Source organism: Streptomyces capillispiralis, assembly GCF_007829875.1.
Lineage (GTDB): Bacteria > Actinomycetota > Actinomycetes > Streptomycetales > Streptomycetaceae > Streptomyces > Streptomyces capillispiralis.
On sequence record NZ_VIWV01000001.1, the window covers coordinates 8096180 to 8121821 of the forward strand.

Annotated in this window: 14 protein-coding genes and 2 pseudogenes; 7 read left to right on the forward strand and 9 right to left on the reverse strand. The window is 71.7% G+C overall.

Annotated features, from left to right (window positions below; genetic code table 11):
- The first annotated feature begins 522 nt into the window (after window positions 1-522).
- On the forward strand, window positions 523-765 hold the full coding sequence (locus FHX78_RS35215; protein ID WP_145871468.1) for a DUF5302 domain-containing protein: 243 nt from the start codon (window positions 523-525) through the stop codon (window positions 763-765).
- Between the two features lie 2 nt (window positions 766-767).
- On the opposite strand, the gene FHX78_RS35220 is transcribed toward FHX78_RS35215, so the two are convergent.
- Complete coding sequence (locus FHX78_RS35220; RefSeq protein ID WP_145871469.1) at window positions 768-1082, reverse strand: hypothetical protein; 315 nt, start codon at window positions 1080-1082, stop codon at window positions 768-770.
- A 283-nt stretch (window positions 1083-1365) separates the two neighbouring features.
- On the opposite strand from FHX78_RS35220, the gene FHX78_RS35225 reads away from it, so the two are divergent.
- The 3 genes from FHX78_RS35225 to FHX78_RS35235 all read left to right on the forward strand — a co-directional run bounded on the left by FHX78_RS35225 (window position 1366) and on the right by FHX78_RS35235 (window position 3920).
- Window positions 1366-1572: a hypothetical protein gene (locus FHX78_RS35225; protein ID WP_145871471.1), complete on the forward strand. Its 207-nt coding sequence runs from the start codon at window positions 1366-1368 to the stop codon at window positions 1570-1572.
- Window positions 1573-1676: 104 nt separating this feature from the next.
- On the forward strand, window positions 1677-2735 hold the full coding sequence (locus FHX78_RS35230) for a radical SAM protein (RefSeq protein WP_208766204.1): 1059 nt from the start codon (window positions 1677-1679) through the stop codon (window positions 2733-2735).
- Window positions 2736-2741: 6 nt separating this feature from the next.
- Entirely contained in the window at window positions 2742-3920 is a 1179-nt protein-coding gene (locus FHX78_RS35235) for a hypothetical protein (RefSeq protein WP_145871473.1), read from the forward strand.
- A gap of 72 nt (window positions 3921-3992) precedes the next feature.
- Here FHX78_RS35235 and FHX78_RS35240 read toward each other — a convergent pair whose 3' ends face one another.
- Window positions 3993-4475, reverse strand: coding sequence for a DoxX family protein (locus FHX78_RS35240; protein WP_145871474.1), 483 nt, complete (start codon window positions 4473-4475; stop codon window positions 3993-3995).
- Between the two features lie 278 nt (window positions 4476-4753).
- Here FHX78_RS35240 and FHX78_RS35245 point away from each other — a divergent pair.
- A pseudogene (locus FHX78_RS35245) lies at window positions 4754-5036 on the forward strand (IS5/IS1182 family transposase); the annotation flags it as partial.
- Window positions 5037-5047: 11 nt separating this feature from the next.
- Here FHX78_RS35245 and FHX78_RS35250 read toward each other — a convergent pair.
- Window positions 5048-5704: a TetR/AcrR family transcriptional regulator gene (locus FHX78_RS35250; RefSeq protein ID WP_167531936.1), complete on the reverse strand. Its 657-nt coding sequence runs from the start codon at window positions 5702-5704 to the stop codon at window positions 5048-5050.
- A 114-nt stretch (window positions 5705-5818) separates the two neighbouring features.
- On the opposite strand from FHX78_RS35250, the gene FHX78_RS35255 reads away from it, so the two are divergent.
- Window positions 5819-6553, forward strand: a complete 735-nt coding sequence (locus tag FHX78_RS35255; protein WP_145871478.1) for an SDR family oxidoreductase — start codon at window positions 5819-5821, stop codon at window positions 6551-6553.
- A 1015-nt stretch (window positions 6554-7568) separates the two neighbouring features.
- Here FHX78_RS35255 and FHX78_RS35265 read toward each other — a convergent pair.
- From FHX78_RS35265 to FHX78_RS35275, 3 genes are all read right to left on the reverse strand, one after another.
- Entirely contained in the window at window positions 7569-8381 is an 813-nt protein-coding gene (locus tag FHX78_RS35265; RefSeq protein WP_145871480.1) for an alpha/beta fold hydrolase, read from the reverse strand.
- 588 nt (window positions 8382-8969) lie between these two features.
- The gene (locus tag FHX78_RS35270) at window positions 8970-9899 is read right to left on the reverse strand and encodes a hypothetical protein (protein WP_145871482.1); all 930 of its coding nucleotides are present in this window, start codon (window positions 9897-9899) and stop codon (window positions 8970-8972) included.
- 69 nt (window positions 9900-9968) lie between these two features.
- Window positions 9969-14255 carry a CHAT domain-containing protein gene (locus FHX78_RS35275; protein ID WP_145871484.1) on the reverse strand — a complete coding sequence of 1429 codons (4287 nt, stop codon included), beginning with the start codon at window positions 14253-14255 and terminating at the stop codon, window positions 9969-9971.
- A 507-nt stretch (window positions 14256-14762) separates the two neighbouring features.
- Here FHX78_RS35275 and FHX78_RS35280 point away from each other — a divergent pair.
- Complete coding sequence (locus FHX78_RS35280; RefSeq protein ID WP_145871486.1) at window positions 14763-14990, forward strand: hypothetical protein; 228 nt, start codon at window positions 14763-14765, stop codon at window positions 14988-14990.
- A 732-nt stretch (window positions 14991-15722) separates the two neighbouring features.
- On the opposite strand, the gene FHX78_RS35285 is transcribed toward FHX78_RS35280, so the two are convergent.
- From FHX78_RS35285 to FHX78_RS35295, 3 genes and pseudogenes are all read right to left on the reverse strand, one after another.
- Window positions 15723-24095 (reverse strand): type I polyketide synthase, encoded by an 8373-nt coding sequence (locus FHX78_RS35285; protein ID WP_189908729.1) that lies wholly within the window; start codon window positions 24093-24095, stop codon window positions 15723-15725.
- Between the two features lie 124 nt (window positions 24096-24219).
- Window positions 24220-24388 (reverse strand): annotated as a pseudogene (locus FHX78_RS37835) (IS256 family transposase); the annotation flags it as partial.
- Between the two features lie 235 nt (window positions 24389-24623).
- Window positions 24624-25553 carry an alpha/beta hydrolase gene (locus FHX78_RS35295; RefSeq protein WP_145871488.1) on the reverse strand — a complete coding sequence of 310 codons (930 nt, stop codon included), beginning with the start codon at window positions 25551-25553 and terminating at the stop codon, window positions 24624-24626.
- Window positions 25554-25642: the final 89 nt, after the last annotated feature.

The window sequence follows — 25642 nt, forward strand, 5'->3', positions numbered from 1 at the left end:
GCGAGCCCGGCCCAGACCACCTTCGTGGCACAGGCCCAGTCGTCTCCTCGCTTCCCCCTGACGGCGTCTCGACCAGCAGCAGCCCGTTCCCGACTGCGACGGGGACCCCGTCATCCCAGGTGTTCATCACCTCGACAGGAAGGGCGGTCCAGTCGCAGTGGCCACCAGCAAGGTGCTATGTCCTGCGGCGACTTGTCCCGACACGCGGCCTCCCCCGAGTTTCGCCGGTGCTCGATCATATCCACTCCCGGTGGATCTTGGCAGGTGCTGAACCGAGCCGCCGGGCCGCAAAGGACCACTTGCCGACCTCGCTCATCTCTTCGGCCAGTTCGGCTTGTCCTGTCGTTCGGCCGGTGGGATTCGTGTGCCTGCCTTGGGCGGTTCGGCGCATTCGATGGTCCTGCACAACCGCGGATCGGCGGCTCTCGGAGGCTCCACGGTCCTGGCTGTCCACACGAGGGCGCCTGCACGGTGTCCGGCATGACAAGCTGTGCTTCCACAGCCTGACCTCAGGAGGTCACCATGACTGCAGAGATTCCATCGCGAGAGGGTTCGGAGGCGGCTGACACCGAGGGCCGTGCCCTGGCGCCTGACGATGAGGGCCAGTACGACCTGAAGGGCAAGTTCCGGGAGGCCCTGGCGCGCAAGCGAGAAAAGCAGGCGCAGGCCGCGGCCCTCGCTGCGAACACCGACGCGTCGAAGGTCCGTGGCGCGCACGGCCCGGCTGCGAGCCAGCGGTCGTTTCGACGAAAGAGCGGCGGCTGACCTCAGCGGCATTTGATGATGCGGCGGACGATCGGCTTGAGGTAGTCCGTGCGGGCCGGCCAATCCGGCCGGCTCGTCCGGTGAGCGCGCCAGGAGTTCACGTTCACGGCCCTGGACGCGCTCGGCCGCCGCGACAGCGGCGACGTCCGCGCGCGGTGTCGCTCGGAAAGGGTCGGGGCGAGGTAGGTCAGGCCGACACTGCCGTTCTCGCCGTGGGTGAGGCCCCACAGCATCAGGTCCTCGTCGGCCGCGCCGACCTCGAGCTCCTCGGCGGCCTCGCGCGCGGCCCGCCCGGTCAGTGTCGACTGGTCCAGCACCGTCCCGTCCTGGGGGGCGATAGCCCCCGGGGCAGCTGCCAGCGACGGCTCCGCAGCCTCGGTCGGCAGGAGCCGTTCAACGTCGAGGGGGCCAGGTCGACCCAGAGACACCTCGTCCACGACTTGTTCAACGGTCTGCCACGGCAGAAGGGGAAGCGCTCCGGCAACGGCGTCCCACGGCCCACGCGCCGGACGGGGGCACTCCGACGGCCCAGTCCACGTGGCCGGCTCCCCGGCGCCAGCCTAGTTTTGGGCCGTAGCTCCGACGTCGAAGGAGAGAGACGTGGCCGACACAAGCCTTTCAGCGGCCTTGGCCGGACTGACCGCCGACGACATCAGTGTCGATGAGGAGGGTCGAGTCTCCGTAGAGAATCCGGAGGTCGCCAGGAGGATTTCGGAGGTCGTCACCGGGACGGCCAGGGCGACCCCCACCAATTCCGGATGCAACTCAGGATGCAGGCCCAACGGTTCGCGGTGCCGTCCGACGTGACCTCGAACTCTCAGTCCCCTCGTGCCTGAGCGCTGAGCCCCGGACGCGATGACCGGTTCTCGGCGCGAGGGCATTCCGATGCACCCACGAGAAGAGGGAGTGCGGTGAACAGCAGCACGGAAGCCCCCAGCAAAAGCGCGGAGCTATTCGCGGACGAGCTCACTTCTTCGCTGCGCGACGACAGCCTGCACCTCATTCTGCTGCCCACAGAGAAATGCAACTTCAGATGCACATACTGCTACGAAGACTTCTCGATCGGCAGGATGGGGCCTCAGGTCATCGAGGGCGTCAAGCGACTGATCGACCGGCGCATCGACGGCCTGCGTTCCCTCTCCGTCTCATGGTTCGGCGGAGAACCGTTGTTGGCCCTGCCGGTGATCGAGGACATCTCCGCTCATATCATCGAGAGAGCGGCCGCAATGCCGGACCTGACGTATTCGGCCGACATGACGACCAACGCCTATTTGCTCGACCGTTCGACTGCGGAGCACTTGAGTCGACTGGGGATCACTGAACACCAGGTGTCGCTCGACGGACCGCAGTCCCTGCACGACCGGACGCGTGTGCAGGCAAATGGCGCTGGATCGTTTCGTCGGATCTGGGAGAACCTGTTGGCGGTCCGCGACAGCGACCTACGGGTCGGTGTCGTCCTTCGGGTACACGTGACCCCGGCCAATGTGCACTCGATGCCGGACTTCTTGAGCGAAGTCCGGGAGGTTTTCCTCGGTGACTCGCGATTCTCCGTCCTCCTCAAGCCGGTGGAGCGACTCGGCGGGCCGCGCGACGGAGAAATGGAAGTGATCAGTCACGACAGGTGGCCGGCCGTCCTGGAAGACTTGGAGAGGATTGTTTCACCCGAGGGAAGCAGGCTCCCCCTCCATCCGACTCCGGAGGTCTGCTACGCCTCCCGCCCCAACTCGCTCATGATCCGCGCCAACGGCGTCGTCGGAAAGTGCACCGTCGCACTGACCGACCCGAACAACGCCGTGGGGAAGATTCACCCGGATGGCACGGTAGAAATTGACAATCATCGTTTCCGCACCTGGCTGCGCGGGTGGGAAAGCGGCGATTGGGATGCCCTGAGCTGTCCTGCGGACGGGCTCCCCGGAACGGGCAGCACGCTCCTGGGGATCGGCCCCACCCGGCTCGTATCGGACACGTAGGTGTACATGGAGAAAGCACGTTCCCAGCGGGACGGTACGGTCGACGTCGACTTCATGACCGACTGTGAGCGCCAGCTGCGGACGCCCCTCGACGTCTGGGCGGGCAACCTTTCCTCCAGCCTGGAGTCCATCAGTCGTGACGGATGGAGCCAGAGTCGTGTGAGGTCGGCCGCGGCACATATGAACCTGGCCGCTCTCGTGGTGGCGAACGCGGGCGACCTCCCATCCGCCGAGCGACTCTGCCGAACCCAGTTGACCTGGCTGGCACAGGTGGCATCGGAATCCGGAGACGTATCCGTTCTGGGAAGCGCCGTGCAGCCGTGGGTCAACCTCGGGAGGCTCCACGTACTGACCGGAAGCATCGAAGAATCCCTTCCGCACTTCCGGCTCGCCGAGCACTTGCGCGACAGGAAACCCGTGCGCCTCGGGCCGTGCCGCATTCAAGCCGACATGTGGCAGCCGCTGGTGGCCGCCGAACCGGACCTGCCCGATGTCCTCTGGAACGTCTTCGTGCTGGACCAGCTGAAGGCTCATTTGCGGACCGGTGACCCCGCCCGCGCACTGTCCGCCGCGGTCACCCTTCGTGAGGCGGCGCCGGCAGGGACGTACCGGTACATCGTCGAGGGTGAGATCATCGCCCTCCTCCGCTCCAGCCGAGCCGAGGATGCACTTCAGTTGGTGGCCCAGGCCGGTCCTGCGACGACATCCGACGAGATCGCGTTCCTCCTGCATCAGATCGCTGCCGCGACCAGCCTGCGGCGGTCGGAGGACGCGCGACGACTCGCGACCGGCCTTTCGGCTTTTGTGACACAGTCGGATCTTCCCTCTGCCGAACCCGCCACCTTCCTCCGCCAGCTGAAACAGTTGGCATATCTCCTTGAGCGGCTCGGAGAGCCGCATTACGCGCTCGCGGTACATCTGCACGGGATGAGGACCTGCCACGAGCGGATGGACGAGCCCCTGTTCCTGAACTTCATCGAGGGTGCGTTGCGACTGGCTCCGGAACACGGCTCCGCGAGTCACTGGCGATCCGCGCGAGAGGACCTGCTCGCATCGTCTCTGTATGCCGAAGTGCGCAGGAGACGGGGCGCAAGTGCCGCACTCGATCACCCGTCCCTACGCGAATTGGTCGTTTCGGTGGAAGCGACTGCTGCGAGAGTCGGGCCGTACGTGCCCGCGGTCTGAAGCCTGCCGGCACCCACGCCGGGGCCGTCTCCGTGGTGTACAGGACATGTTCCTCATCCCCCGAAGCCGCGCTCAGGGCACGGAGACAGCGAGGCCCGACGCGGCAGGCCGGTGTGGTTGCTGAGTTCGGACCAGTGTGGCCGCCGCTGCGGCGATGAAAACGATCTGCAGCAGAGTGCGCCGGCCAAGTGGGTCCCCCTGGGCCACCCCCCTGCGGGCGGCCGACACGTTTGCCGGGAACATCGCGATCATCAGCAGGATGAGCCCGCCGGCTGCCCAGCGAGCGGTCGCCGGAATCAGCAGGCCGACCATACCGGCCACTTCGAGCAGACCGGTGACGGTCACCAGCAGGTCCGCACGGGGCATCCACGGCGGCACCATGCCGATGAGCTCGGACCGCAGCCGGGGTGCGAAGTGCGCAAGCGAGGTGAGCAGGAACATCGCCACCAGCCCAGCTCTCAGAGCGGGCTGCCACCCGTCGAGGGCGTCCACTCCGATCAACCCCGCAAGACGGGCCGCCGTGAATCCCACCACCAGCGCGATCAGTGGCTCCACAGAGGCCTCCCTTCCCTGCGCACGCAGGACCCTCGTCGGCCGGAACGCCATACTCAACCGTGTCCCACTTCACCATCACGACCGGTCTCCCGCCACTGGACGCCCCCGGGGTCCCAGCAGCGGCCACTGAGTTCTTTCCAACCTATGGGGCTGGAGGGCGAGTTGGGCTGACAGGTGAAGCCCCTGGTAGATGGGTTCTCGCCCAAGTAATCCGTCTCCGCCAGAGGCTTCGCGTGCTGGTCTACCCGTCGGGCGTCGAGGTGTTCAGTTCTGTCCGCATCGTCGACGCCCTCGCCCAGGCCAACATCACATGCTGGGCGACGAGGGCTGCCGCGGTGCCGGCGGCACGGTCCGCACCCCGTGCTGGGGAGGGTGGGAGACCCTGTCCATCGGTCAGCAAGCGGTAAACCGGTCAGACGCGAAGATCCGAACCTTCGTCGAGCAGGCCATGGCCACCCTCAAGTCCTGGCGACTCCTCCGCAAGCTCCGGTGCTAACCACCCGGATCACCAGCCTCGTCCAGGCCATCCTCACCCTTCATCTGACCAGCTCAGACCGATGATGGGGTGATCCTCAGTGCCCCTGTGCTTCCGGGACGTTCATCGCCCGGTTCAAAAGCTCCAGGTCCCAGGCAGGCTCCCGCAGGTCGAGCCGGTTCGACGCCCGGAATCCATCCATCGCCAGGTGCAGGTGCCGACGCCACATCGACGGTGCGACGTGCTGCGTGGTCTCGGAGACACGGTCGCTCGCCCACAACAGCACGAGCAGGTCGGCGCCGGTGACGTCGGGACGCACGATGCCCGCACCCTGTGCGCGCAGCAGAACCTGTTGTGCATGTGCACAGATCTCATTGTGTGCGGCCTTGGTGCGGTCGTCGCCGGGGAACCTCCGCGCCAGGAAGTCACCGAATGCCCGATCTCCGGCCTGGGCCGAACACAGAACTTCCAGCAGGCCGCGAAACGCCTCCCACGGGTCCTCCTGGTCGAGTGAGGCCGCCACCTCGTCGATCACGCGGCGCAGCTTCGGTTCGAGCACAGCGCACAGAAGGTCCAGGCGCGTGGGGAAGTGCCGGTAGAGGGTGCCGACCACCAGGCCCGCCTCCCGGGCGATGCCGTCGAGAGCGGCTTCCGCGCCTCGTTCGGCGAACGCGCGCCGGGCGCACTCGAGAAGCCGCTGACGGTTGCGGTGGGCATCCCTGCGCGCGGGCGGTGGGTTCTCTCGGGAAGGCATGAGATCACGGTAGCAAAAGTGCGACATGCCTCAACTTTGAGTCCTGCCTCATCTTTGCTACGGTCGTGAAGCATTGAAAATGAGGGTGTACTCATTTTACGGAGGGGATCCGGGATGGCGAAGCTCAGCGGGAAGGTCGCGGTGATCACCGGCGCGACCTCGGGACTGGCACTGGCGACCGCCAAGTTGTTCGTCGCGGAGGGCGCGCACGTGGTCATCACCGGCCGGCGACAGGAGCAGTTGGACGCCGCGGTGGCCGCGATCGGCCACGAGGTGACCGGTGTGGTCGGTGACGTCGGCGAGGTCGCCCACGTGGTCCGCCTGGCCGATGTCGTGGCGGCCGAACTGGGCCGGGTCGACGTCCTCGTCGCGAGTGCCGGGGCCTGGACGTGGAACGAGCGCATCGGCGACGTGACCGAGGAGTCGTTCGACGCCGTGTTCGGCGTGAACGTGCGCGGGACGTTCTTCACCGTGCAGAAACTCCTGCCATTGCTGTCCGACGGCGCCTCGATCGTGCTCATCGGGTCGGGCGCCGCAGAGAAAGGTGATCCGGGAACCACGATCTACGCGGCGAGCAAGGCTGCGCTGCGGTCGTTCGCGCGGACCTGGACCACCGACCTGAAGGAACGGGGGATCCGCGTCAACGTCCTCAGTCCCGCCGCGATCGACACCCCGGCGTTCGCGAACCTCCCGCCGGGATTCAGGGATCAGATCGCCTCGCTGGTGCCCCTCGGCCGCCTTGGCGCCGAACGGGAGATCGCCACCGCGGCGCTCTTCCTCGCGTCCGTGGACTCGAGCTTCGTCAGCGGAATTGACCTCCCTGTCGACGGAGGGATCGGCCAGGTCTGACACCACACCGGCTCACGGCCGCCATGCGGCGCGGAGTCCACACTGAGCCCTCTCCAACCTGTCGTCTACGCTGGTCAGCGGATTACAACCCGACCTTGACCGTAGCTGGGCCAGGCTGTTGACCAGCGATCCCATCATCCGACAGGCCGGCCGTCGGGCCACTCCGTCTGAGGGTCCCGCAGACCGGGAACCGTACGACCTGATCGGTCTCCTCTGCTCGCCTCCTCGCCTCCTCGCCAAGGTGCTGCTTCAGCTCGTCGTACGGTCTCTCACGCGCATCCCCAAGCCTTCCTCACTGCTTCCCGGTCCCTCCCGGACGTCGGGCCTTCCCGGGGTGCAACGACCCCGTGGCCGTCTGGCAGCGGGAAGCGGCCTGCCGACTTCCGACTTCCGACTGCCGCTGTCAACGAGCCTGCCGGTGAACGGTGTTGGAGTCACCGAACCGAGACTTTCGCGACAACTGCGGTCTCATGCCTGACCAGCAGAAACCGCACACGAGGTTCGGAAGGAGAACGACCTCTGACCTTGTCGTTCATCATCCGCCGGCGAGCGAGCCTCGGAACTGTCTCGCGTCCTCGGCTTCGTCGTCTGTCCGATGCGCCGAGATTTCGTGCCCTTCTTGTGGTGGGTGGGAGGGCTGTAAGCCTCGCCTCGCCTGTGGCCAGGACGCGTCCTCGACTTCGACGGCTACGAAGACCTCGATGCCCCCATGAAACGCGAGCTCGGCGATGCCGGCTGGTGGTTCGACACTTCAGCCCTCACACCTGAGGAGACCGCAGATCGGATCATCCGTGAAGCTCGCGATCACGCGCTGGTGAACTGACCGCGACCCCGGCGAAGAACACGGCGGCGTCACCGGGCGGCGTGCGGCCTGTGCGTCGTCCACCTGTTGCTGAAGGGGGGACCCGCCCGGTCCTGGTGTCGTTCGAGAGGAGGAAGCGACGGCCACGTCGCTGGTCCGCGCTGGTCTGGCGTGCCGGTTCCTGAGCCCGGTCAGGATCTGAGTTCGCCGGAGTCATGTGGTGCGGGTCTGTGTCGCCCGCCAGAACGCGTCGACGCGGGCGTTCCACTCGTCGGGGATCTCCTGGAAGGGCTGGTGTGCTTCCTCTTCCATGACCGCGAACCGGGCGCCGGGGATCGCGTCGGCGACGGCGCGGCCGAGTTCGGGGCGGCTGGTGGAGTCACGGCCACCGGCGAGTACGAGTGTCGGCACGTCGATGTCCGGCAGACGGTTCGTCGTGTCGTGGTCGAGGACGGCGTCGAGGAAGCGGTTCAGGTTCTCGGTCGTCTGCTTGTGGGGGAAGGCGAGTACGTCCTCAATGAACCGGTCCACCGTGCCGTCGTTGTGAGCCCGGGGCGTGTAGATGTCCAAGTAGAAGCCCTCGAGGAAGGTGCGTTCGGCGGGGGCGGTCTCGGCCAGCCAGCGGATGAACAGGCCCCAACGGCGCAGATAGGCATCCGGCACCGGCCAGGTGCTCTGCAGGACCAGGCTGCGCACCAGCCGGGGGTGGCGAAGAGCCAGCTCCTGGCTGATGATGCTGCCGCCGGAGAAGCCGGCGACGTGGGCGGACGGAATGTCCAGCGCCCGCAGCAGCGCGGCGGCGTCGTCGGCCATCGTTTCGATCGAGACAGGGTCCTCGGGCATGGCGGTCCGGCCCGCTCCCCGGTTGTCGAAGGCGGTCAGCCGGTAGCGGTCGGCGAGCCCGTCGAGCTGGAAATGCCAGGACTCGACGGTGTCACCGAGCCCTCCGACCAGCAGGACGTCCGGCCCGGTACCGACCTGTTCGGTCCAGATGTCCAGTCCGTCCGCGCGAACATACCGTCCCATCGGCCGTCCTCCTCCCACGGTTCCTTCAAGGGTCCGCCCGTCGGGCATGGCACGCCACCCACGCTCCAGCTCACCGGCCCTGGCGTGAGGAGCCTGCCCAGTAGCAAGGGCACCCGGACCCGTCCGCCGCGGCGGCGGCCATACAGGCCTGTGCCCTTGCCAGGGACTCGGCCGGGCAGAGCCCGTTCCTCGCCTCCGCCTGGGTTCCCCGTGCGGCGGCGAGGGACGGCTGCCCGCTCGCCCCCGAGCGTCCGGAAGCGTGGCAGCAGGGCGGCCGCGTGGTTGGAGGAGTACCCGGCGCGGGCGGCGTCGTCCGCGCCGCCCGCATCCCAGGCCGCCACGCAGAGGTCGGCGGCGGTGTCGGGGGCCTCTGCCCGGCGGGGCGCCCGGGGGACGAGGACCGCTCGAAGCGGTCGGGCAGGGCGTTGTCCAGGTCCCGTACGGGGTGCGCGCGTGCCGCGGACGGTACGGGCGCGGTGGCCAGGGCGCCCAGCGGGGCGCGGATCGCGTCGTCGAGGCCGTCACCGGCCGGGGCGGTGACGAGCTTCAGTTCCCAGGGGCGGCCAGGGATCCCGGCCCGCTGCGGGTTCACGTCTGCCCCGGCGCGGTGGGCGGCTGGAGCAGCGGAGGGTCGGGCCAGTCGAAGGTGACCGGTGACATGCTTCGCTTCGCCAGGTACTTGCTCAAGTCCCGGCCTTGGTTCCGCTCGTGCTGGGTGGTGGTCGGGAGCGGAAAGCCCAGCGCGCGGTAGAGGCCGGCCCTGTGGACCAGGAAGGTGTCCTCCGCGGCGTCGCAGTACGCGTCCACCGCCCCCGCGACCGCCCGGCAGGCGAGCAGCACCAGGAGCAGGCAGCCGACCGCGTACGCGCCCCGGGCCCACCAGGTGGGCAGCAGCGGGGTCCACAGCAGCAGTCCCGCGGCGAACGGTACGGCCTGTGTCCGGGCGACGATCAGACTGGACGCGGTCTCCAGACGCGTCCGCGCGGTCTGGTCGACCACCTGGACGAGGGGCCGCCAGCACAGCTCCAGATCCAGCCCGTGCCGCTCTTCCACCCGCTGTTCGGTGGCGGCCAGGGCGTTTCCGATCCGGGTGGGCTGGAGGGTCGTGCTGCCCTTGGGATAGTGGCGCCGGGCGACGGAAGCGGCTGCGGCGCGGCGCATGGCGAGGACGTCGTTCGTCGCCGGCCCCATGGCTTCGACCAACTTCCTGCGTAGCTCACGGTGTGCCTCGACACGCCGCCGCGCCCACCACCGCAGCGGGGGCACGTCCGGCCAGGCACCGCTGAGCAGATTGAGCACCGCGGGCGCGCACCAAACGGTGAGCAGGGCGGATACGACGACGATGCCCAGGGCGACGGTGGTGGCGACCCCGGCGCCGAAACCGCCGTGCCGCGTCACCAGGCAGACGAGGTGCGCACCCGGAGCGTCGTCACGGCCGCAGTCGATGCGGCGCGGCGGTGTGCGGGCCAAGTAGAGGACGACGCCCAGCAGCCAGAAGCACACCACTGCACCGCCCATGGCCCGGCTCCATCGGCGGGCGAGCGGTTCGACAAGTCCTTTCGCGAGGTCTCCCATGGCTGGTCCGGCTCATTCCATGCGTTCGAGGGCGAGAGCGGGGTGGACGGGACAGCACTCGTCCTCGAACGGGCCTTCGTCGTCGCCCAGCGCCTGGTGCGTGCACTGGGGGTCCGGGCACTGCCAGTGCTCCATCTCCGCCGGGGCGCGCCGGGTCGGAAAGATCCGCTCGCCCGGGGCGGACGGGGTGACCGGCGCGGTGCCGTCGTCGGGGCTCTGCGCCGGTTCGCCCTCGTGCGGCTCCGGTGCCATGAGTTCTCCTCTGCCGTGGTGGATGAAGGCTGCCCACACATAGGGATCGGCGGGGTCGGTGTCGTCGGTCCCGCGGCTCTCCTTCCCGGAGCCGCACCCATCCGCCGCCGTCAGGGGCGCGTCTCGGGGCGTGCGCAGCGCGGCGAGCTGCGCCTCCCGCAAGGCGTCGGCGGCAGCCATGTCCCGCTCCCGCAACCGCCGGTGGAAGTCCAGCATGAGGTCGGCGGTGCGCCGGTCGTCGACGAGCCAGAGGGAGCCGACGACGGCGGACGCGCCACCGGCGAGGAAGGCGGTGGCCAGGCTCAGCGCCTCGTCGTAGTCCCCGGAGGTGACCCCCGTGGCGCAGGCGGACAGGACCGCCAGGGGCCCGGGTTCCTGTCCTCCCCGCTTGGACCGTTGGAGCGGGCGCTGGAGCCGGGGCGCCAGCAGACGGCGGACGGTCAGCCGCTGTCCGCCCGCGAGCAGCAGATGGGATGCGGTCGGCGGCTGGACGAGGGCTCCGTGGCACGCCAGATGCAGCAGGGCGCACGGAACGGAGCCCCGGCCGGGGAGGGCCGACAGGACGCGGTTCGGTGTGGCCGGGTACGCGTCGGCGGCGCCCTGGCCGCCCAGGAGCGTGACGGGCCCGGGCCAGCCTGCCCGGACGCCTTCGGCCTCCCTGCGGGCGTGCACCAGGTCGCCGGTGGGGTCCTGTACGACGAGCGCGGCGCCGTCCCCTCCCGCACACCGTCGGTCGGCTGCCTGGATCAGCTCGCGGCCCGAGGCCGCGTACGAGAAGGCGGCGTCCTGCACCGCGTACCGGTACTGGCCGGGCCTGCCGGGGTCCGGCCTGCGCGCGGCGTGCCAGGGCACGAGTCCGAGCGGCCCGGTGGGAACCAGGTAGAGCCGGGGGCAGTTCCCCGCTGCCGCGCCGTCGGCGCGACCGCGACGCGGTGCGTGGTCTCCGCCGGTTTCCCGGCCGAACTCCTCGAGGACCGGGCTCACGACGGCGGGCCAGGCCCAGTCGCACGCCGCGTGCAGGGCGGAACGCCACGCGGCTCTCGACCGGATGCGGTCACCGTCGGTCCCGGCGGTCACGTGGGCGTCGTGTGCGCTCAGGAAGGCGGCGAGCGGTCCCGTCCGGACGAGTCCCCGGAGAGGGAGGATGCGGCCGCTTCCGTCGGGTCGTACGAGCAGCGCCCAACCGGAGCCGCCCTCCTCACCGGCGACGAGATAGACCAGTCCGTCCGCGCCGAGTCGCGCGAGCGCCTTGCCGATACGGATGTCGGAGGGGGCACGTACCAAAGGCGCCGCCGCTTCGCCGCCGACGTGGCGGTACACCACCTCCAGCGCCCGGTGCCGCACGTCGTCGGGGACGACGGGCAGGTCCCCAGGAGAGGCGCCGCCGACGGTGATCGGGACGACGCCGGGTGTCTCCGTGCCGTCGCCTTGCGAGCCCGGGACGCCGCCCGCCCGCGCGCCTGTGCCCCCTCCCGGACCCGCGCCCGCCAAGGTGAGGCCGTCGGCCGGGGAGCCCGCAGCGTGCGGGAGGCGGACGAACCTGCGGGCCGTGTTCCGCCGGGAAGCCTGTCGCCAGGCTTCGGCGAGTCCGGGTTCACCGGCCTCGTCCAGCAGCTCCGGCACGGTGGCGGACGCGCTGCCCGCCAACAGCACGAGCGCCCGCGCGGACTCGGCCGCGGCCACCGCGTCCTGCGGCGCGCGGTCCTCCAGGCACCAGTGCAGGACCTGGGTGGCGGTCTCCGCCGCCCGCCGGGCGGCCAGCAGCCCATCGTCCGTCCCGGACTGCAGCAGCACGTCCCAGGCCCGGTCGGCCAGCATGCTCAGCCCGGTGGCACGGCTGAGCGCAAGCTTGCCCTGGGCGCGCTGGGCCACCGCGAGCCGATGCCGTGCCATGGCCCGCCGCGTGTCGCCGAGGGTGTCGCCGAGCCGGGCGACGGCTTGCTCGAGCACCTCCTCCGCGCGGCGGAGATCGTCGGGATCGGCGGCCGCCTCGTACCGCTGCAGGAGCACTGCTCCCTGCAGTTCGAGTGTCATCGCCTGGTCGGACGCCATGCGGCCCCCGACGCTCAGCGCCGTCTCCAGGTCCGCCCAGGCCCGGTCCAGCAGTGCCGTCTCCCCGGATCCCTCCCGCGCCCCGGCGAGGTGGGCCTGCAGCAGCACCTGGGCCCGGTTCTGTGCGAGCGCCGCCCTGGCCGTCTCGCCCTCCGCGAGCGAGCCCACGGCCTCGTCGAGCACGGCTCCGGCCCGCTGCAGATCGGCGGTGTCCCCGGTGTGGGCGTACCGGGTGGTGAGGAGTGTGGCCTGGTTGTTGAGGCAGCCGACCCGGTCCGCGGAGCCGGCCGGCAGCATGGTCAGGGCCGCTTCGGTGTGCCGGAGCGCCGCATCCAGGTCGGGCCGGTTCCCCAGGTGGACGAAGCGAGTGTGCAGGGCGGTCGCGAGGTTGGCGTGGTACTGGCCGCGGACGAGTCCGCTCGGAGGCAGCCCGTCGAGCGCCTCGGCCATGAGGCGGACACCCGCGTCCAGGTCCGTAAACGCCCCGTGGACCTCGAAGCGCAGCACCATGATCAGCCCGAGGTGGGCTCTACGGACCGCTGTGTCGCGGTGCCCGTCGGCGGCGGCCTCGACGGATCGCCGGTAGCCGTCGACGGCCGCGTCCAGGTCCGCGGGGTCGCCGGCCAGCCCGAAGCGCTGTTCCAGGGCGGAGGCGAGGTTGCCGGTCCACAGGTCCCGGTGCGGGTCGCCCGGCGGGCCGAGGGTGGTGGCGCGGCGCAGGTGTTCCACCGCCTCCTCGAGGTCGTGCGGGTGGCCGCGCCGCTGGAACCGCAGCAGCAGGCTGTTGCCGAGGCTTCCGTTGAGCGTCGCGGTCTCCGGGTGATCGGAGCCGGCCGCGCCCACGGCGTGGCGCAGGGTGCCGATCGCCCGGTCGAGGAGGTCCAGGTCGCCGTCGAGCCAGAAGACCTCCGCGTACGCCACGCCGAGGTGGCGCAGCCGCATGACCAGGTCCGGGTGGTCGCCCGGGGTGCGCTCCACCGCCGCCGCGAGGACCCTCACGCCCTCCCGCAGGTCCTCCGGACGGCCGCGCTCACCGAACCGCATCACCAGGACGTTGCCGAGGATGGTGGCCCACAGGGGGCCGGCAGGGTGGTCCGGCCCGGTCAGCCGGTACGCCTCGGCGACGGCCTCGTACGCCCGGTCCAGGTCCGCCGGATCGCCGTACCGCCCGAACCGGGTGCACAGCGCGTTGGCGTAGTTGCCGGTGACGGCGTGGCGTGCGGGGGCGGCGGCCGGCGTCCCTTCGGCGGCGCCCGCCAGGCAGCGCACCGCCTCCTCGAGGGTGTCGTCCCCGCCGTCGTGCTCGTACGCGAACAGCAGGGCGTTGCCCAGACTGCTGAGGTACCGGGCGTGTTCCGGGCCGGACTGCGCCAGACCGGCCGCCCGGCGGTAGTGCCGCAGCGCTTCGGCCAGGTCGCGCGGATCACGCACGTCGCGGGTCCCTGCCGGATCCGTCTCCTCCGGGCCGGGCGTGCGGGGATACGCGTTCAGGTCCCCCGTGCGGGATCCGGCGAGCAGCCCCTCGGGCTGCCGCTCGGGCGGTTCGTCATCCCCCGGGCCGTGCGCGAACTCGAATCGTGCGAGCAGCACGTGCCCGGCCAGCTCGTGGAGGGGTGCCCGCTCTCCGCCCACCACGGTCAGGGCGCTGCGCACCGCTGCCAGGGCGAGGTGACCGTGCTTCCGCTCGGCGAACCGCTCGTACGCCTCGAGGGCGTCCCGCGCGAGGTCCTCCAGTCGGGGGCCGCGGTCCTGGTGGTCGTACGGCGTCAGGTCCAGCGCCCGCAGGCGGGCGACGACCGCCGCCTCGGCGAATCCCCTCTCCTGAAGCCGCCCGAACTCCGCCCCGTACGTGTCGGCCAGTTCGTCCCACACCTGCTCGGGCGGGCCGCCGTGCCGGCGCGACGCGGCGGCGAACTCCCTTGCCAGATCCGGAACATGTCCCTCCTCCGACGGCGCGTCCTCGTCCCCACCTGCGGCCCCGCTGCCCGTCCCCATGGGGCAAGCGTGGCTTGCGTGCGCTTCGTGCAGCAAGTGGACGTTCGCATCTGACCGTTGTGGTGCGGATGCCGACCGGCTGCCATGGTGTTTGCGGTACGAGGTGGCGCCCACCTGCCTTCATCGTCCTGCGCGCCCGCGTGAGGCGCTGCCGAGGGTGCCGGGGTCGGCGGCTTTCCGCGGCCACCGAAAACCTTCCGGGGGTGGCTCAGGCCGCCACCAGGGTGGCGGGCTCGTCCGTCTCGTCCAGCAGGTCGATCAGGGACGCCTGGGCGCGCTTCCATGTGCTCCTTCGCCGCCTCAATGACTACCCTGCGTGAGATCCGCCACGGCATCCTTTGGAGGCTGATGGGTGGGATCGCTGTCGTGGGGCTTTATCGCAGGGCAGCTGATGTTGTCTCAGGTTCGTCAGTTCTTATTCGGTGAGGTGGGCTGGGCCGGTGTGATCGTGGGGTGGACCAAGAGGTAAGGGCTGGCCGTGGGGCTGTGCTGCCGAGGGGGTTGGCGGTGCGGCGTCTGCTGGAGCGGCAGCAGGCGGGGGAGCTGGCCACGCGGCATGTGCGTGCGGTCGCTGAGACGGTGGGGTGGGTGGACCAGCATGTAGGACACGGCAACTGCCGGACCTGGGCGAAGCTGCCCTCGCACCTGACCGCCGAGACCTATGGCAAGAGCCGGGCGGGAGTGGACCGCCAGATCCTGGAGCGGGCCTGCGCACGGCTCCTGGGGCCGCTGTGACCGGCGCGGTCCGGCCGACAGGGGGCGCTTCCCGCTCCGGCATCCACGGGGAGGACAGGGGTGTGCGGGGAGGCCTGCCTTCTTCCTCTCTGTCGGCGCTGCGCGGCCCTGCCGTGGGCAGGCTGCCTCGCCCTGCGGCAGGAACAGTGACTGACGACCCGACACGTACGGTTGGTGGCGGCGTCGTTGGAAGTGACCGAGCGCACGGTGTGGCGGGGTCTTGCCGCTGCCGAGCGTGAGGAGTCCGCGGCCGCGGAGCCCGGGGCGGGGGCCCAGAGCAAAGACTGTTCTGCCCGCTGCCGGGCCGCGGGGATACCCGACAACGACTCCTTCCCCACAGCCTTGCCGGCCCAGGGCCTTACGTGCCATCCGTTCCTGGCTCACCACCGCCGTCACCCATCAACCGATGGTGGCAAGCCTGGACGGACAAGGACCCGCCCGCTGAGCTCCAGGCCCTGATCGACGCGGTCGCCACCGGACACGGCATTGATCTCTACCGCCGGATTCAACGAACTGCCGGTAAAGGCCGACCGCCGCTCCGAGGACCGCGGCTGTCCCTGAATCCATGAGTTCGAAGAGAAGCACTACGCCGAGCCGGCAGCGACCGAACGAGCGAACCTGAAACCCCGCCAACCCGCTCTGGCCGGCTGATCAGCCCTTCCGGGCAACGGGGAACCTCAGACAAACAGGGTCGGAGTTTCCTGTCTCGGGCCGCAAGCGTGATGAGCGCGGCTACTCGGGAGTTCGTCGGTCCGGATCGGCCAGCCAATGGTGGACCGCCAGCGCGGTGGTACGGGCATGTTCTTCCAGTACGGTGAAGTGGTCCCCGGGCACGGTGACTTCGGTGTGTGGCAGATCCCAGACCGGGGCGGGCTCTGTGCCGGGCAGCGAGTCCCGGGCCCGTACGAAGAGGGTGGGGGAGGCGAGCCGTGAGGGCTTCCAGCCGGCGAAGAGCTCGAAGTACCCGGCCATGGCGGTGAGCCGGGTCGGGTCGGCCGGGAGGAACTCCGCTGCCCGGTGCAGCATGTCCGACGTCATCGCGGAGAGTACCTGCTCTCGGTCGTCACTGCTGGGATAGGTGTCCACCAGGACAACGGCGAGCGGGGCGGAGCCTTCGGCCCCCAGTCGCTCGGCCACGGCCTGGGCCACCCAGCCACCGGCCGAGCGGCCCAACAGGACCAACGGTCCGTCACCTGCGGCCGCGCGGACGGTGGCGGCCTGGGCGGTGACGAGGGCGTCCAGCGTGGCCGGCAGTGCTTCCCCGTGCCCGAAACCCGGGTGCCGCACCGCCGAGACCGGCCGCAGGCCCCGCAGTCCGGAGCCGAAGCGCGCGTATTCCTGGGGCCCCGAGAGCGCGCTGAGGGCGGGGAAGCAGATCAGCGGGGGCCCTGCGCCGTCCGGTGCGAGCATGACGGGGTCGAGCGCCGCACCGGGCGCCCCGGCGCTGTCGAAGACCGGGCGGAGGCGTGCGGCGATCGTGAGCAGCGCCATGCCGTCCCAGGTCCGCCCCCGGTCGCAGGTGGCGCGGAAGAGCGCAGCCAGGGAATCCGAAGCACCTTCGGTGTCCGGTGCGTCCCCGGCCCGCACCGGGGCTTGCGCTGGACCGGCCGTCCCCGGGCCGCCGGGAACACCGTTGTCCGCCCTTCGGCCGGTGCTGCCCGGGTGGCCGATGGCATCCGGCCGTTCGGGGGCGCCGAAGCCGCCGGGAGCGCCGGTGAGGCCGGGAGGAGCCGCTTCCCGGGCGTACCGCTCCGCCAACTCGGCGGCGACCGTGCGCGGGGTCGGGAAGTCGAACAGCAGCGTGGGCGGCAGCGTCAGCCCCGTCGACGTCACGAGCAGGTTGCGCAGGTCGACCGCGGCCAGGGAGTCGAGCCCCAGGTCTGCCAGCAGGTCGTCCCCGTCGATCGCGGCCGCCCCCTCCGGGTGACCCAGTACCGAGGCCGCCAGGGCCCGCACCTCCGTGAGCAGCAACCCGCCCCGCTCGCCCGGGGAAGCGGCCGCCAGCCGTCGGCCGAACAGGGCCCCGCTCCCGCCGCCCGTGCCCGTTGCGCCGGGGACAGGCGGCCGGGACCGGGCCGCCGCTGGATCGCCGCCGCTCAGGGCGGCCGGGGCGAGGCGGGCCGCCACCACCACCGGGTCGTCACCGGCCACGGCGGCGTCGAAGAGGGCCAGGCCCTCATCCGCCTCGAGCGGGCCTAATCCCGAGCGGGCCATCCTCCGCAGGTCCGTGTCGGTGAGGTGCGCCATCATGCCCTCGCCCTGCCGCCAGGGACCCCAGGCGATCGACGTACCGGGCAGACCGAGCCGTCTGCGGTGCCGTGCCAGGGCGTCCAGCGCGCAGTTGGCGGCCGCGTAGTTGGCCTGACCGGCGGAGCCGAAGGTACCCGCCACCGAGGAGAACAGCGCGAACATCGCCAGGTCGCGTCCCCGGGTCAGCTCGTGCAGGGCGAGGGCCGCGTCCGCCTTGGGCCGCAGCACCCGCTCCAGACGGTCGGCGGTGAGCGCCGGGACGATGCCGTCGTCCAGCACCCCCGCGGTGTGCACCACACCGGTCAGCGGACGGTCCGCAGGCACTGAGTCGAGCAGGGCGGCGAGCGCCGTCCGGTCCGCGACGTCGCACGCCCGGACGGTCACCTCGGCGCCCGACCCGCCCAGTTCCGCGACGAGTTCGTCCACCCCTGGCGCGTCCGGTCCGCGTCGGCCGGCGAGCAGCAGACGCCGGACGCCATGCGCGGTGACCAGGTGCCGTGCCACCAGCATGCCCAGGGAACCCGTACCGCCGGTGACCAGGACGGTGCCCTCCGGATCGAGCCGCCGCCGGGACCGCCGTTCCTCCGTGGCCCCGGCCACCCGGACCAGCTCCGGCACGTACGCGGTTCCCCGTCGTACGGCCGTCTCCGGCGCCGCAGCGGCCAGCAGGGCGGGGAGGAGGCGCACGGAGTCGGGGTGGTCGTCCATGTCGACCAGGGCGAACCGGCCCGGATTCTCCCGCAGGGCCGAGCGGACCAGCCCCCACACCGGCGCGTGGGCCGGTGGGGAAGCGTATCCGCTGGATGCGCCGGAATCCCCGGAACCGGTGCCACCGTCAACCGGACCGCCATCGTCCGGGGTGACGGCACCGGAGGTGACGAGGACGAGACGGGAGTCCGCCGGGCGGGGTTCGGCGAGCCACTGCCGTACCAGTTCCAGTGCCCAGCCCGCCGCCCACCGCATCCGAGCCGCGGGGTCCTGTGCTCCGTCGGCCGTGTCCGGTGGGGGCGGGCAGGGGGCAACGAGAACGGCCGGTGACGCGCCGTCCGCCGCCGGGTGGGCGTACACCGGAACGCCGGAGCCGCGGGGCGCGAGCACATCCACCGGTCGTGTGCCCACCGCGCCCAGGACGCCCCACGGGGGCACCACCAACGGCACGGGCGGCTCGGGCAGCGGCACCCAGTCCATCCGGTGGAGAACCCCGGTGACCGGATCCGCCGTTCCCGATCCGGTGCGCGGAAGGGGCCGGAGCGTCAGCGAACGTACCGCGGCCACCGGCGCGCCCGCCGGGTCGGTCAGCTCCACCCCGACCCGCCCGTCCGGCCCGGGAGCGATCCGCACCCGCAACCGCCGCGCGCCGGCCGTGTACAGGCGCACCCCGCCGAAGGCGAACGGCAGGGACACCTCACCACCAGCCGTCCCGTCCGTCCCGGCACGGTCCGCCGCGCGCCCGTCGAGTGCCAGGGCGTGCAGCGCCGCGTCCAGCAGCGCCGGATGCAGGGCGAACCCCGGGCCACCCACACCCGGGAGCGGAGCTCCGGCGGCCTCGGGCAGCGCGACCTCGGCGTACAGCTCCTTCCCGAGCCGCCAGGCGGTGCGCAGGCCCCGGAAGGCGGGGCCATAGCTCAGCCCGCTTCCGGCCAGCCGCTCGTACGGGTCGGCATCCGGACCAGCGGCGTGCAGCGGCACCGCGCCGGGCGGAGGCCAGGGCGTGGCCCCGGACCCGGTCGCGGCCGCTCCGCGGTCCGTCGGCTGCTGCTCCGGTACGAGCGTCCCGGAGGCATGCCGATGCCAGGGCCGGTCACCCGCCGGTGTGTGCGGCCGGGCGTGGAAGAGCACGGTCCGCCGTCCCGTGCCGTCCGGCCCCGATACCTTCACCTGCAGCTCGACCGTGCCGTCCGCAGGCAGCGACAGCGGCGCGGTCAGGGCGAGTTCGTCCAGGACGGGAGCGCCCGCCGACTCACCGGCGTGCAGGGCCATCTCCACGAAGGCGGCCGCCGGCAGCAGTACCGTCCCCGCCACCACATGGTCGGCCAGCCAGGGCTGGTCGTGCACCGAGAGCACCCCGCTCAGCAACAGCCCGTCGTCGTCGGCCGTCACGGTACGGGACGACAGCAGTGGATGGGCCGGAGCGTCCAGCGGGGGAGTGGACCGATGCCGCGGGGTGGCGTCGAGCCAGTACCGGCGGCGCTGGAAGGCGTAGGTGGGCAGGGCGACGCGCCGCCCGCCGCGCCCGGCGAAGACGGCCCGCCAGTCGACGGGCACTCCATGGGCGTGCAGCGTGGCCACGGTGTCGAGCAAGGCGTCCGCCTCCGGCCGCGCTCCGCGCAGGGTCGGCAGGACCAGCGGCGTCGGGGCCCGCTCACCGGCGGGCGCTCCGGCCGTCCCCGGGTCCGCCGGAGCCGCTCCGGTCGCGGCGAGGCAGCTGCGGACCAGGCCGGTGAGCACTCCGTCCGGCCCCAGCTCGACGTAGTGTGCCGCGCCCCGGTCCCGGAGGTACGCCACCGAATCGGCGAAGCGGACCGGGCGGCGGACATGGCCCACCCAGAACTCCGGTGAGCTCAGCTCCTCTTCGGTGGCAGCCCGGCCGGATACGGCGCTGACCAGGGGTATCCGCGGCACGGTGAAGGAGAGGTGCCGCACCACGTCCGCGAAGTCGGCCAGCATGGGTTCCATCAGCGCGGAGTGGAAGGCGTGGCTCACCCGCAGTGGCGTCGTGGACCGGCCCCGCTTCCGGAAGTACGCGACGGTCTCCCGCACCGCGGCCCCGTCCCCGGAAACGACCACTGAGGCGGGCCCGTTGACGGCGGCGATCTCCACCGCACGCCCTTTCCCGGCGAGTCGGGCGACCGCTGCGGTCACCTCGTCCGCGTCGGCGGCCACGGCAGCCATCGCACCGCCCGAAGGCAGCGCGTCCATCAGCCGGCCCCGGGCCGCCACCAGGGTGCAGGCGTCCGCGAGGGACAGCACCCCGGCGACATGCGCCGCGGTCACCTCGCCCACCGAGTGCCCGGCCACCAGATCCGGGCGCACACCCCAGGCCTCGAGCAGCCGGAACAGGGCCGTCTCCAGAGCGAAGAGCGCCGGCTGTGCGAACCGGGTCGTGTGCAGGAGCACGCCCGTCTCCGTGCCGGAGCCGGCGAACACGACGTCCCGCAAAGGCACCGGCAGCATCGCATCGAGCAGGGAACAGCTCTCGTCGAACGACTGGGCGAAGCTTGGATGCAGTTCCCGGGACTCGTACAACTCACGCCCCATGTCCACGCGTTGGCTGCCCTGGCCGGTGAAGAGCAGGGCCAGCGGGCCCTGGCGACGGGACGTGCCCGTCCGCACCCCGGGCCGGCTTCCCCCCTCCGCCACCGCCCGCAGGGAGGTGAGCAGTTCCGCACGGTCCCGGGCCACCACCACGGCCCGGTGCTCGAAGGCCGCGCGGGTGGTGGCGAGCGAGTACCCGATGTCCACCGGGGCCGCGTCCGGGTCGGCGGCCACCCGGTCGTACAGCCGCCGCGCCTGGGCCCGCAGCCCCGGCTCGCTCCTCGCCGACACCGGAACAGCCACGGACGCCGGCACCGCCCCGCCATCGACACCGCCGCTCCCGGCCCCGTCGTCCGCCACGGAGACCGGCGACGGGGTGTCCCGATCCACCGGAGCCTCCTCGAGCACCACATGCGCGTTGGTGCCGCTGATGCCGAAGGAGGACACCCCCGCCCGGCGCGGGCGGTCCGCCCTCGGCCACTCCACCTCCCGGGTCAGCAGCGCCAACCGCCCCGACGACCAGTCGACCCGGCCGGTCGGTTCATCGGCGTGCAGCGTACGCGGCAGCACGCCGTGCGCCATCGCCTGCACCGTCTTGATCACGCCCGCCACTCCGGCGGCGGCCTGGGTATGACCGATGTTCGACTTCACCGAGCCCAGCCAGAGCGGACGCTCCCGCGGCCGGCGCCCGTACGTCGCCAAAAACGCCTCCGCCTCGATGACATCGCCCAGCCGGGTACCGGTGCCGTGTGCCTCCACCGCGTCGATGTCCCCGGGGGCCAGCCCCGCGTCCACGAGGGCCTGCCGGATCACCCGCTGCTGCGCCGGGCCGTGCGGTGCCGTCAGCCCGTTGCTCGCCCCGTCCTGGTTCACCGCCGAGCCGCGCACCACGGCCAGCACCGGAAGCCCGGCGCGGCGCGCCTCGGACAACCGGCTCAGCAACAGCATGCCGGCCCCCTCGGCCCATCCCGTGCCGTCGGCGGACGCGCCGAACGCCTTGCAGCGGCCGTCCGGGGCCAGCGCCCGCTGCCGGCTGAACTCCACGAACGACGAGGGCCCCGACATCACCGTGACTCCGCCGGCCAGCGCGAAGGAACACTCGCCCCGGCGCAGCGCCTGGGCCGCCAGGTGCAGGGCCACCAGGGACGACGAGCACGCCGTGTCCACCGTGACGGCCGGGCCCTCCAACCCGAAGGTGTAGGCGATACGGCCCGAGGCGACGCTTCCGGCGCTGCCGATGCCGAGGTAGCCCTCGACATGCTCGGGTACCTCCGTGATGCGGCCGGCGTAGTCGCTGTACATCAGCCCGACGTACACCCCGGCCGACGAGCCGCGCAGGGTGCGGGGAACGAGACCGGCGTGCTCAAAGGCCTCCCACGCCACTTCGAGCAGCAGCCGGTGCTGCGGGTCCATGGCCAAAGCCTCGCGGGGGGAGATGCCGAAGAAGCCGGGGTCGAAGCGGTCCACACCGGAGAGGAAGCCGCCCTCACGCACATACGTCCGGCCGGACCGCCCGGGGTCCGGGTCGTACAGCGCCTCCGTGTTCCAGCCCCGGTCGGCGGGAAACGGACCGATGGCGTCCGTCCCGTCGGCCACCAGCCGCCACAGCTCCTCGGGGGAGGCCACGCCCCCGGGATAGCGGCAGGCCATCCCCACGATCACCACAGGATCGTCGTCCGACCGGGCCACGCCCCGGTGCGCGATCCCGGCGCCCGACGGCGCGGCGGCGCTCCGCGCATGGAGGTGGGCGGCGAGCGCGGCGGCCGTGGGGAAGTCGAAGGCGACGGCCTCGGAGAGCGGGAGGCCGGTCGCCGCCGACAACCGCTCCCGCAGCACCGTCGCCGCCAGCGAGTCCATGCCCAGATCGCGGAGCGCCGTTCCGGACTCCACCGCCTCCGCCGTACAACCGAGCACGGCCGCCACCTCGCTCCGCACCAGGGCCAGCAGTTCCGCCGTCGGCTCCCCGGCCGCCCCCGTACCCAGCGTCCGCGCGGGCCGATCGGCGAGGGCACGCCGCCGCACCTTTCCGGAGGCGGTACGGGGAATACTCTCCACCTCGTACAGTTCGACGGGCACCTTGAAAGCGGACAGTTCCGCACGACAGGCGGCGAGTATCGACCCTCTGTCCAGTACACCGCTGCCCGGCGCGGGGACCAGATAGCCGACGGGCACTTCACCGAAGACCGGGTGTGGGCGTCCGGCCACGGCGGCGTCCGCCACCCCGGGCAGCCGCCGCAGCGCCGCCTCCACCTCCGAGGGGTGGATGTTGGCCCCGCCCCGGATGATCAGCTCACTCGCCCGGCCGGTGAGCACGAGTTCGCCGGAGGCCTCGATCCTGGCCAGGTCGCCGGTGCGGAACCAGCCGTCGCGCAACACCTCTGCGGTGGTCTCCGGCCTGCCGTGGTAGCCGGCCATGACTCCGGGCCCGCTCACCCACAACTCGCCCTCGCCGGCGTCCTGTCCGTCCGGGCCGCCGCCGACCCGGACCCGGGTGCCGGGCAGCACCCGGCCGCACGACCCGGCCGCCGCTGTGCCGCCCGGTGCCGTCATGGTGACCGGACCCGCCTCGGTACTGCCGTAGTGCTCCAGGTAGGGGGCCCGGCAGATCGCCTCGAAGGACCTCCGGAACTCGGACCCCGCCGAAGCGCCCCCGCTGACGCAGCCCCGCAGCGCGGGCGCCCCGAGCCCGCCGCCGTCCCCGTCACCCTGTTCGCCCCGGACCGCGTCGAGCAGGGCCGAGTACGTCGTCGGCACCCCGCCGAGGAGGGTGTAGGGGGTGTCCGTACGGCGCAGTTCGCCGAGCACCTCCGCCACCGAGAACCGGGGCGGGAGCACGGCGCTCGCCCCGGTCGCGGTCACTCCGAGGACGCAGAACACCTGACTCATGGCGTGGTGGAGGGGTAACGGCCACAGCACCCGGTCCCGCTCCGACAGACCGAGAACACCGACGAGGCCCGCCGCGATGGGCGCGAGGCGGTTGCGCTGGGTGGACAGCACTCCCTTGGGGGTGCCGGAGGACCCGGAGGTGTAGAGCAGCCACGCCGTCTCGTCCAGCCCCAGATCATCCCGGGCGGGCGTCCCCGGCTCCGTACACGCCAACTCCTCGTACCGCAGAACACCGCCCGCCGCCCCGGCCCCGCCCGCCAACGCCCCGGAGTCCCCGGACGGCGGAGTGTCCCCGCCCTCCTCACCGCCCTCGGCCACCACCACGATCAGCCCGGGACGGGACAGCAGTCCCCGCCGACGCGCCAGCCCGGCCTCATCCGTGACGAGTACGCGCGCGCCACAGTCGTCCAGCAGACGGGCCAGCTCCGCCCCCGAGCTCCCGGGATCCAGCGGCACGCCCACCCCGCTCGCCCGGGTTACGGCGAGCAGGCTCTCGACCGCCTCGACGCGGTTGCCGAGCAGGATGGCCACCCGTTCGCCCCGCGCCAGGCCGAGCCCCGCCACATGACCGGCCAGCCGTCCGGTCCTGCGTTCCAGGTCCGAGTAGGTCCGCCGCGTACGGCGGTCCTGGAAGGCGACCTTCTCCCCGAGGCGCCGGGCGTGCTCTCGGAGCGTCTCCGGCAGTGGCCTGATGATGTCCGTGTCTGTACTCACTCGCGCGACCCCTCCCGTGTACTCCTGGATGAGGATGATGGCGCGGTTCGCCCGGTTCCTCTGCGGCAGCGGCGGCGCACGGTACGGGTTTGTCAAATGTGCGGTGTGATCGCGGTGGTCGGGGTTACTGAAGAGCCGCCGACAGGCGGCCGTCGAAGGTGATGCCGAAGGCGTTCAGTGCGGTCTTCCGGCGCATGGTCCAGCGGGCCTGGCCCCTTGCCCGTGGGATCGAGGGACATGAGGGCCGTGCAGACGCACTTCAGGGCGGCCTGCTCGTTGGGGAAGTGTCCACGGGTTGGAGGGGAGCACCCCACTGAGTGGCCCCTCGGCACGGGTCGGTCCGCGCCTTCCCGCTCGGTGTCCGCGAAGCAGATCGAGTCGACTCCGCTCACCGGTGATGTCCACCCCTTCCCCGAGCACGCGAACGCCGGCGAGGAAGGCACGGTGCCCCCGGCGCCCGGCCGCTTTGGGGCATCACCCTCCCGGTTCCCCTCGTCGGCCTGTAGCCGCGTCCGGCGCGGCCACCGGTCACTCAGCCAGCGTGGCCGCCCACTGGGTGAAGATCTTCACGTACCGCGCCGGGTCGAGCTGGTGCATCACGTGCAACGCGTCCGGCACCGACACGTAGTCGACCTTCACCCCTGCCGACTGCATCAACCGCCGGGCCTGCGCGGCCTGCTCGTCAGAGAGCGCCCCGAGCCGGTCGCCGGTCTCCGGGTCGATGCCGCGCGTGTGGTGCGTGAGGAGTACCGGCGTCTTGACCTGGCTCAGCATGCGTTCGTGGGGGCAGTTCAGTGCGACGGTTCCCTCCCAGAAGGCCCGCGCCCACTCCGGGTCGTACTCTTTCATGTGCTGCGGGATCTCGTCTGCCACGAACTGCCGTGCCATCGGCGACGACGCGGCGCCGGCCGCGCGGCGGTAGCCCTCCCAGTCGCCCACGCTCCACTGGTCGCCGAGGTATGTGCGGAAGAGTTCGAACAGGGGGCCCGCCCCCTGGCGGACCGAGTGGCCGTACATGGGGACGAGTTCGGACGCGAAAAGCGGGGGGTCCTCGCACAGCGCACCCCGGATCTGTCCGGGCATGGCGTACGCCGACAGCCAGGCCGCGAGGACGCCGCCGGAGGAGTTGCCCGCGACGACGACGGGTCGCTGCACCACCAGGGCGATGAACCGGACCAGGTCGTTGCCGAAGTTGTCGAGGCTGTAACGCTTCGGCGTCCAGCTGCTGCGTCCCTGGCCCCGCAAGTCGACGGCGTAGACGTGGAAGTCCTCAGCGAGGAGGCCCATCGCCTCCTCGTACCCCCACCAGGAGCCCGTCTGCTCGGGGATCAGCAGCACGGCGGGCTTGTCCGGATCACCGGCCTCGGCGTAGTTCATGGTGATCTCACCGAGGTCGGCCTGCTGTTCGGGGTAGGCGTGCGGGACGTAGACGTCGCGCAGCGCGGGATCGGCCGTCATTGCTGTCTCCTTGGTCTTTGAGCCCGAACCCGGCCGGCACCGGCATCACCGGCCGTCGGGTGGGTGAGTCACGGAGCTAGTATTCGAAC

Coding starts and splice junctions, on each gene's coding strand:
- FHX78_RS35215 (WP_145871468.1), top strand. CDS start 523: ATGACTGCAGAGATTCCATCGCGAGAGGGTTCGGAGGCGGCTGACACC.
- FHX78_RS35235 (WP_145871473.1), top strand. CDS start 2,742: ATGGAGAAAGCACGTTCCCAGCGGGACGGTACGGTCGACGTCGACTTC.
- FHX78_RS35250 (WP_167531936.1), bottom strand. CDS start 5,704: ATGCCTTCCCGAGAGAACCCACCGCCCGCGCGCAGGGATGCCCACCGC.
- FHX78_RS35255 (WP_145871478.1), top strand. CDS start 5,819: ATGGCGAAGCTCAGCGGGAAGGTCGCGGTGATCACCGGCGCGACCTCG.
- FHX78_RS35265 (WP_145871480.1), bottom strand. CDS start 8,381: ATGGGACGGTATGTTCGCGCGGACGGACTGGACATCTGGACCGAACAG.
- FHX78_RS35270 (WP_145871482.1), bottom strand. CDS start 9,899: ATGGGCGGTGCAGTGGTGTGCTTCTGGCTGCTGGGCGTCGTCCTCTAC.
- FHX78_RS35275 (WP_145871484.1), bottom strand. CDS start 14,255: ATGGGGACGGGCAGCGGGGCCGCAGGTGGGGACGAGGACGCGCCGTCG.
- FHX78_RS35295 (WP_145871488.1), bottom strand. CDS start 25,553: ATGACGGCCGATCCCGCGCTGCGCGACGTCTACGTCCCGCACGCCTAC.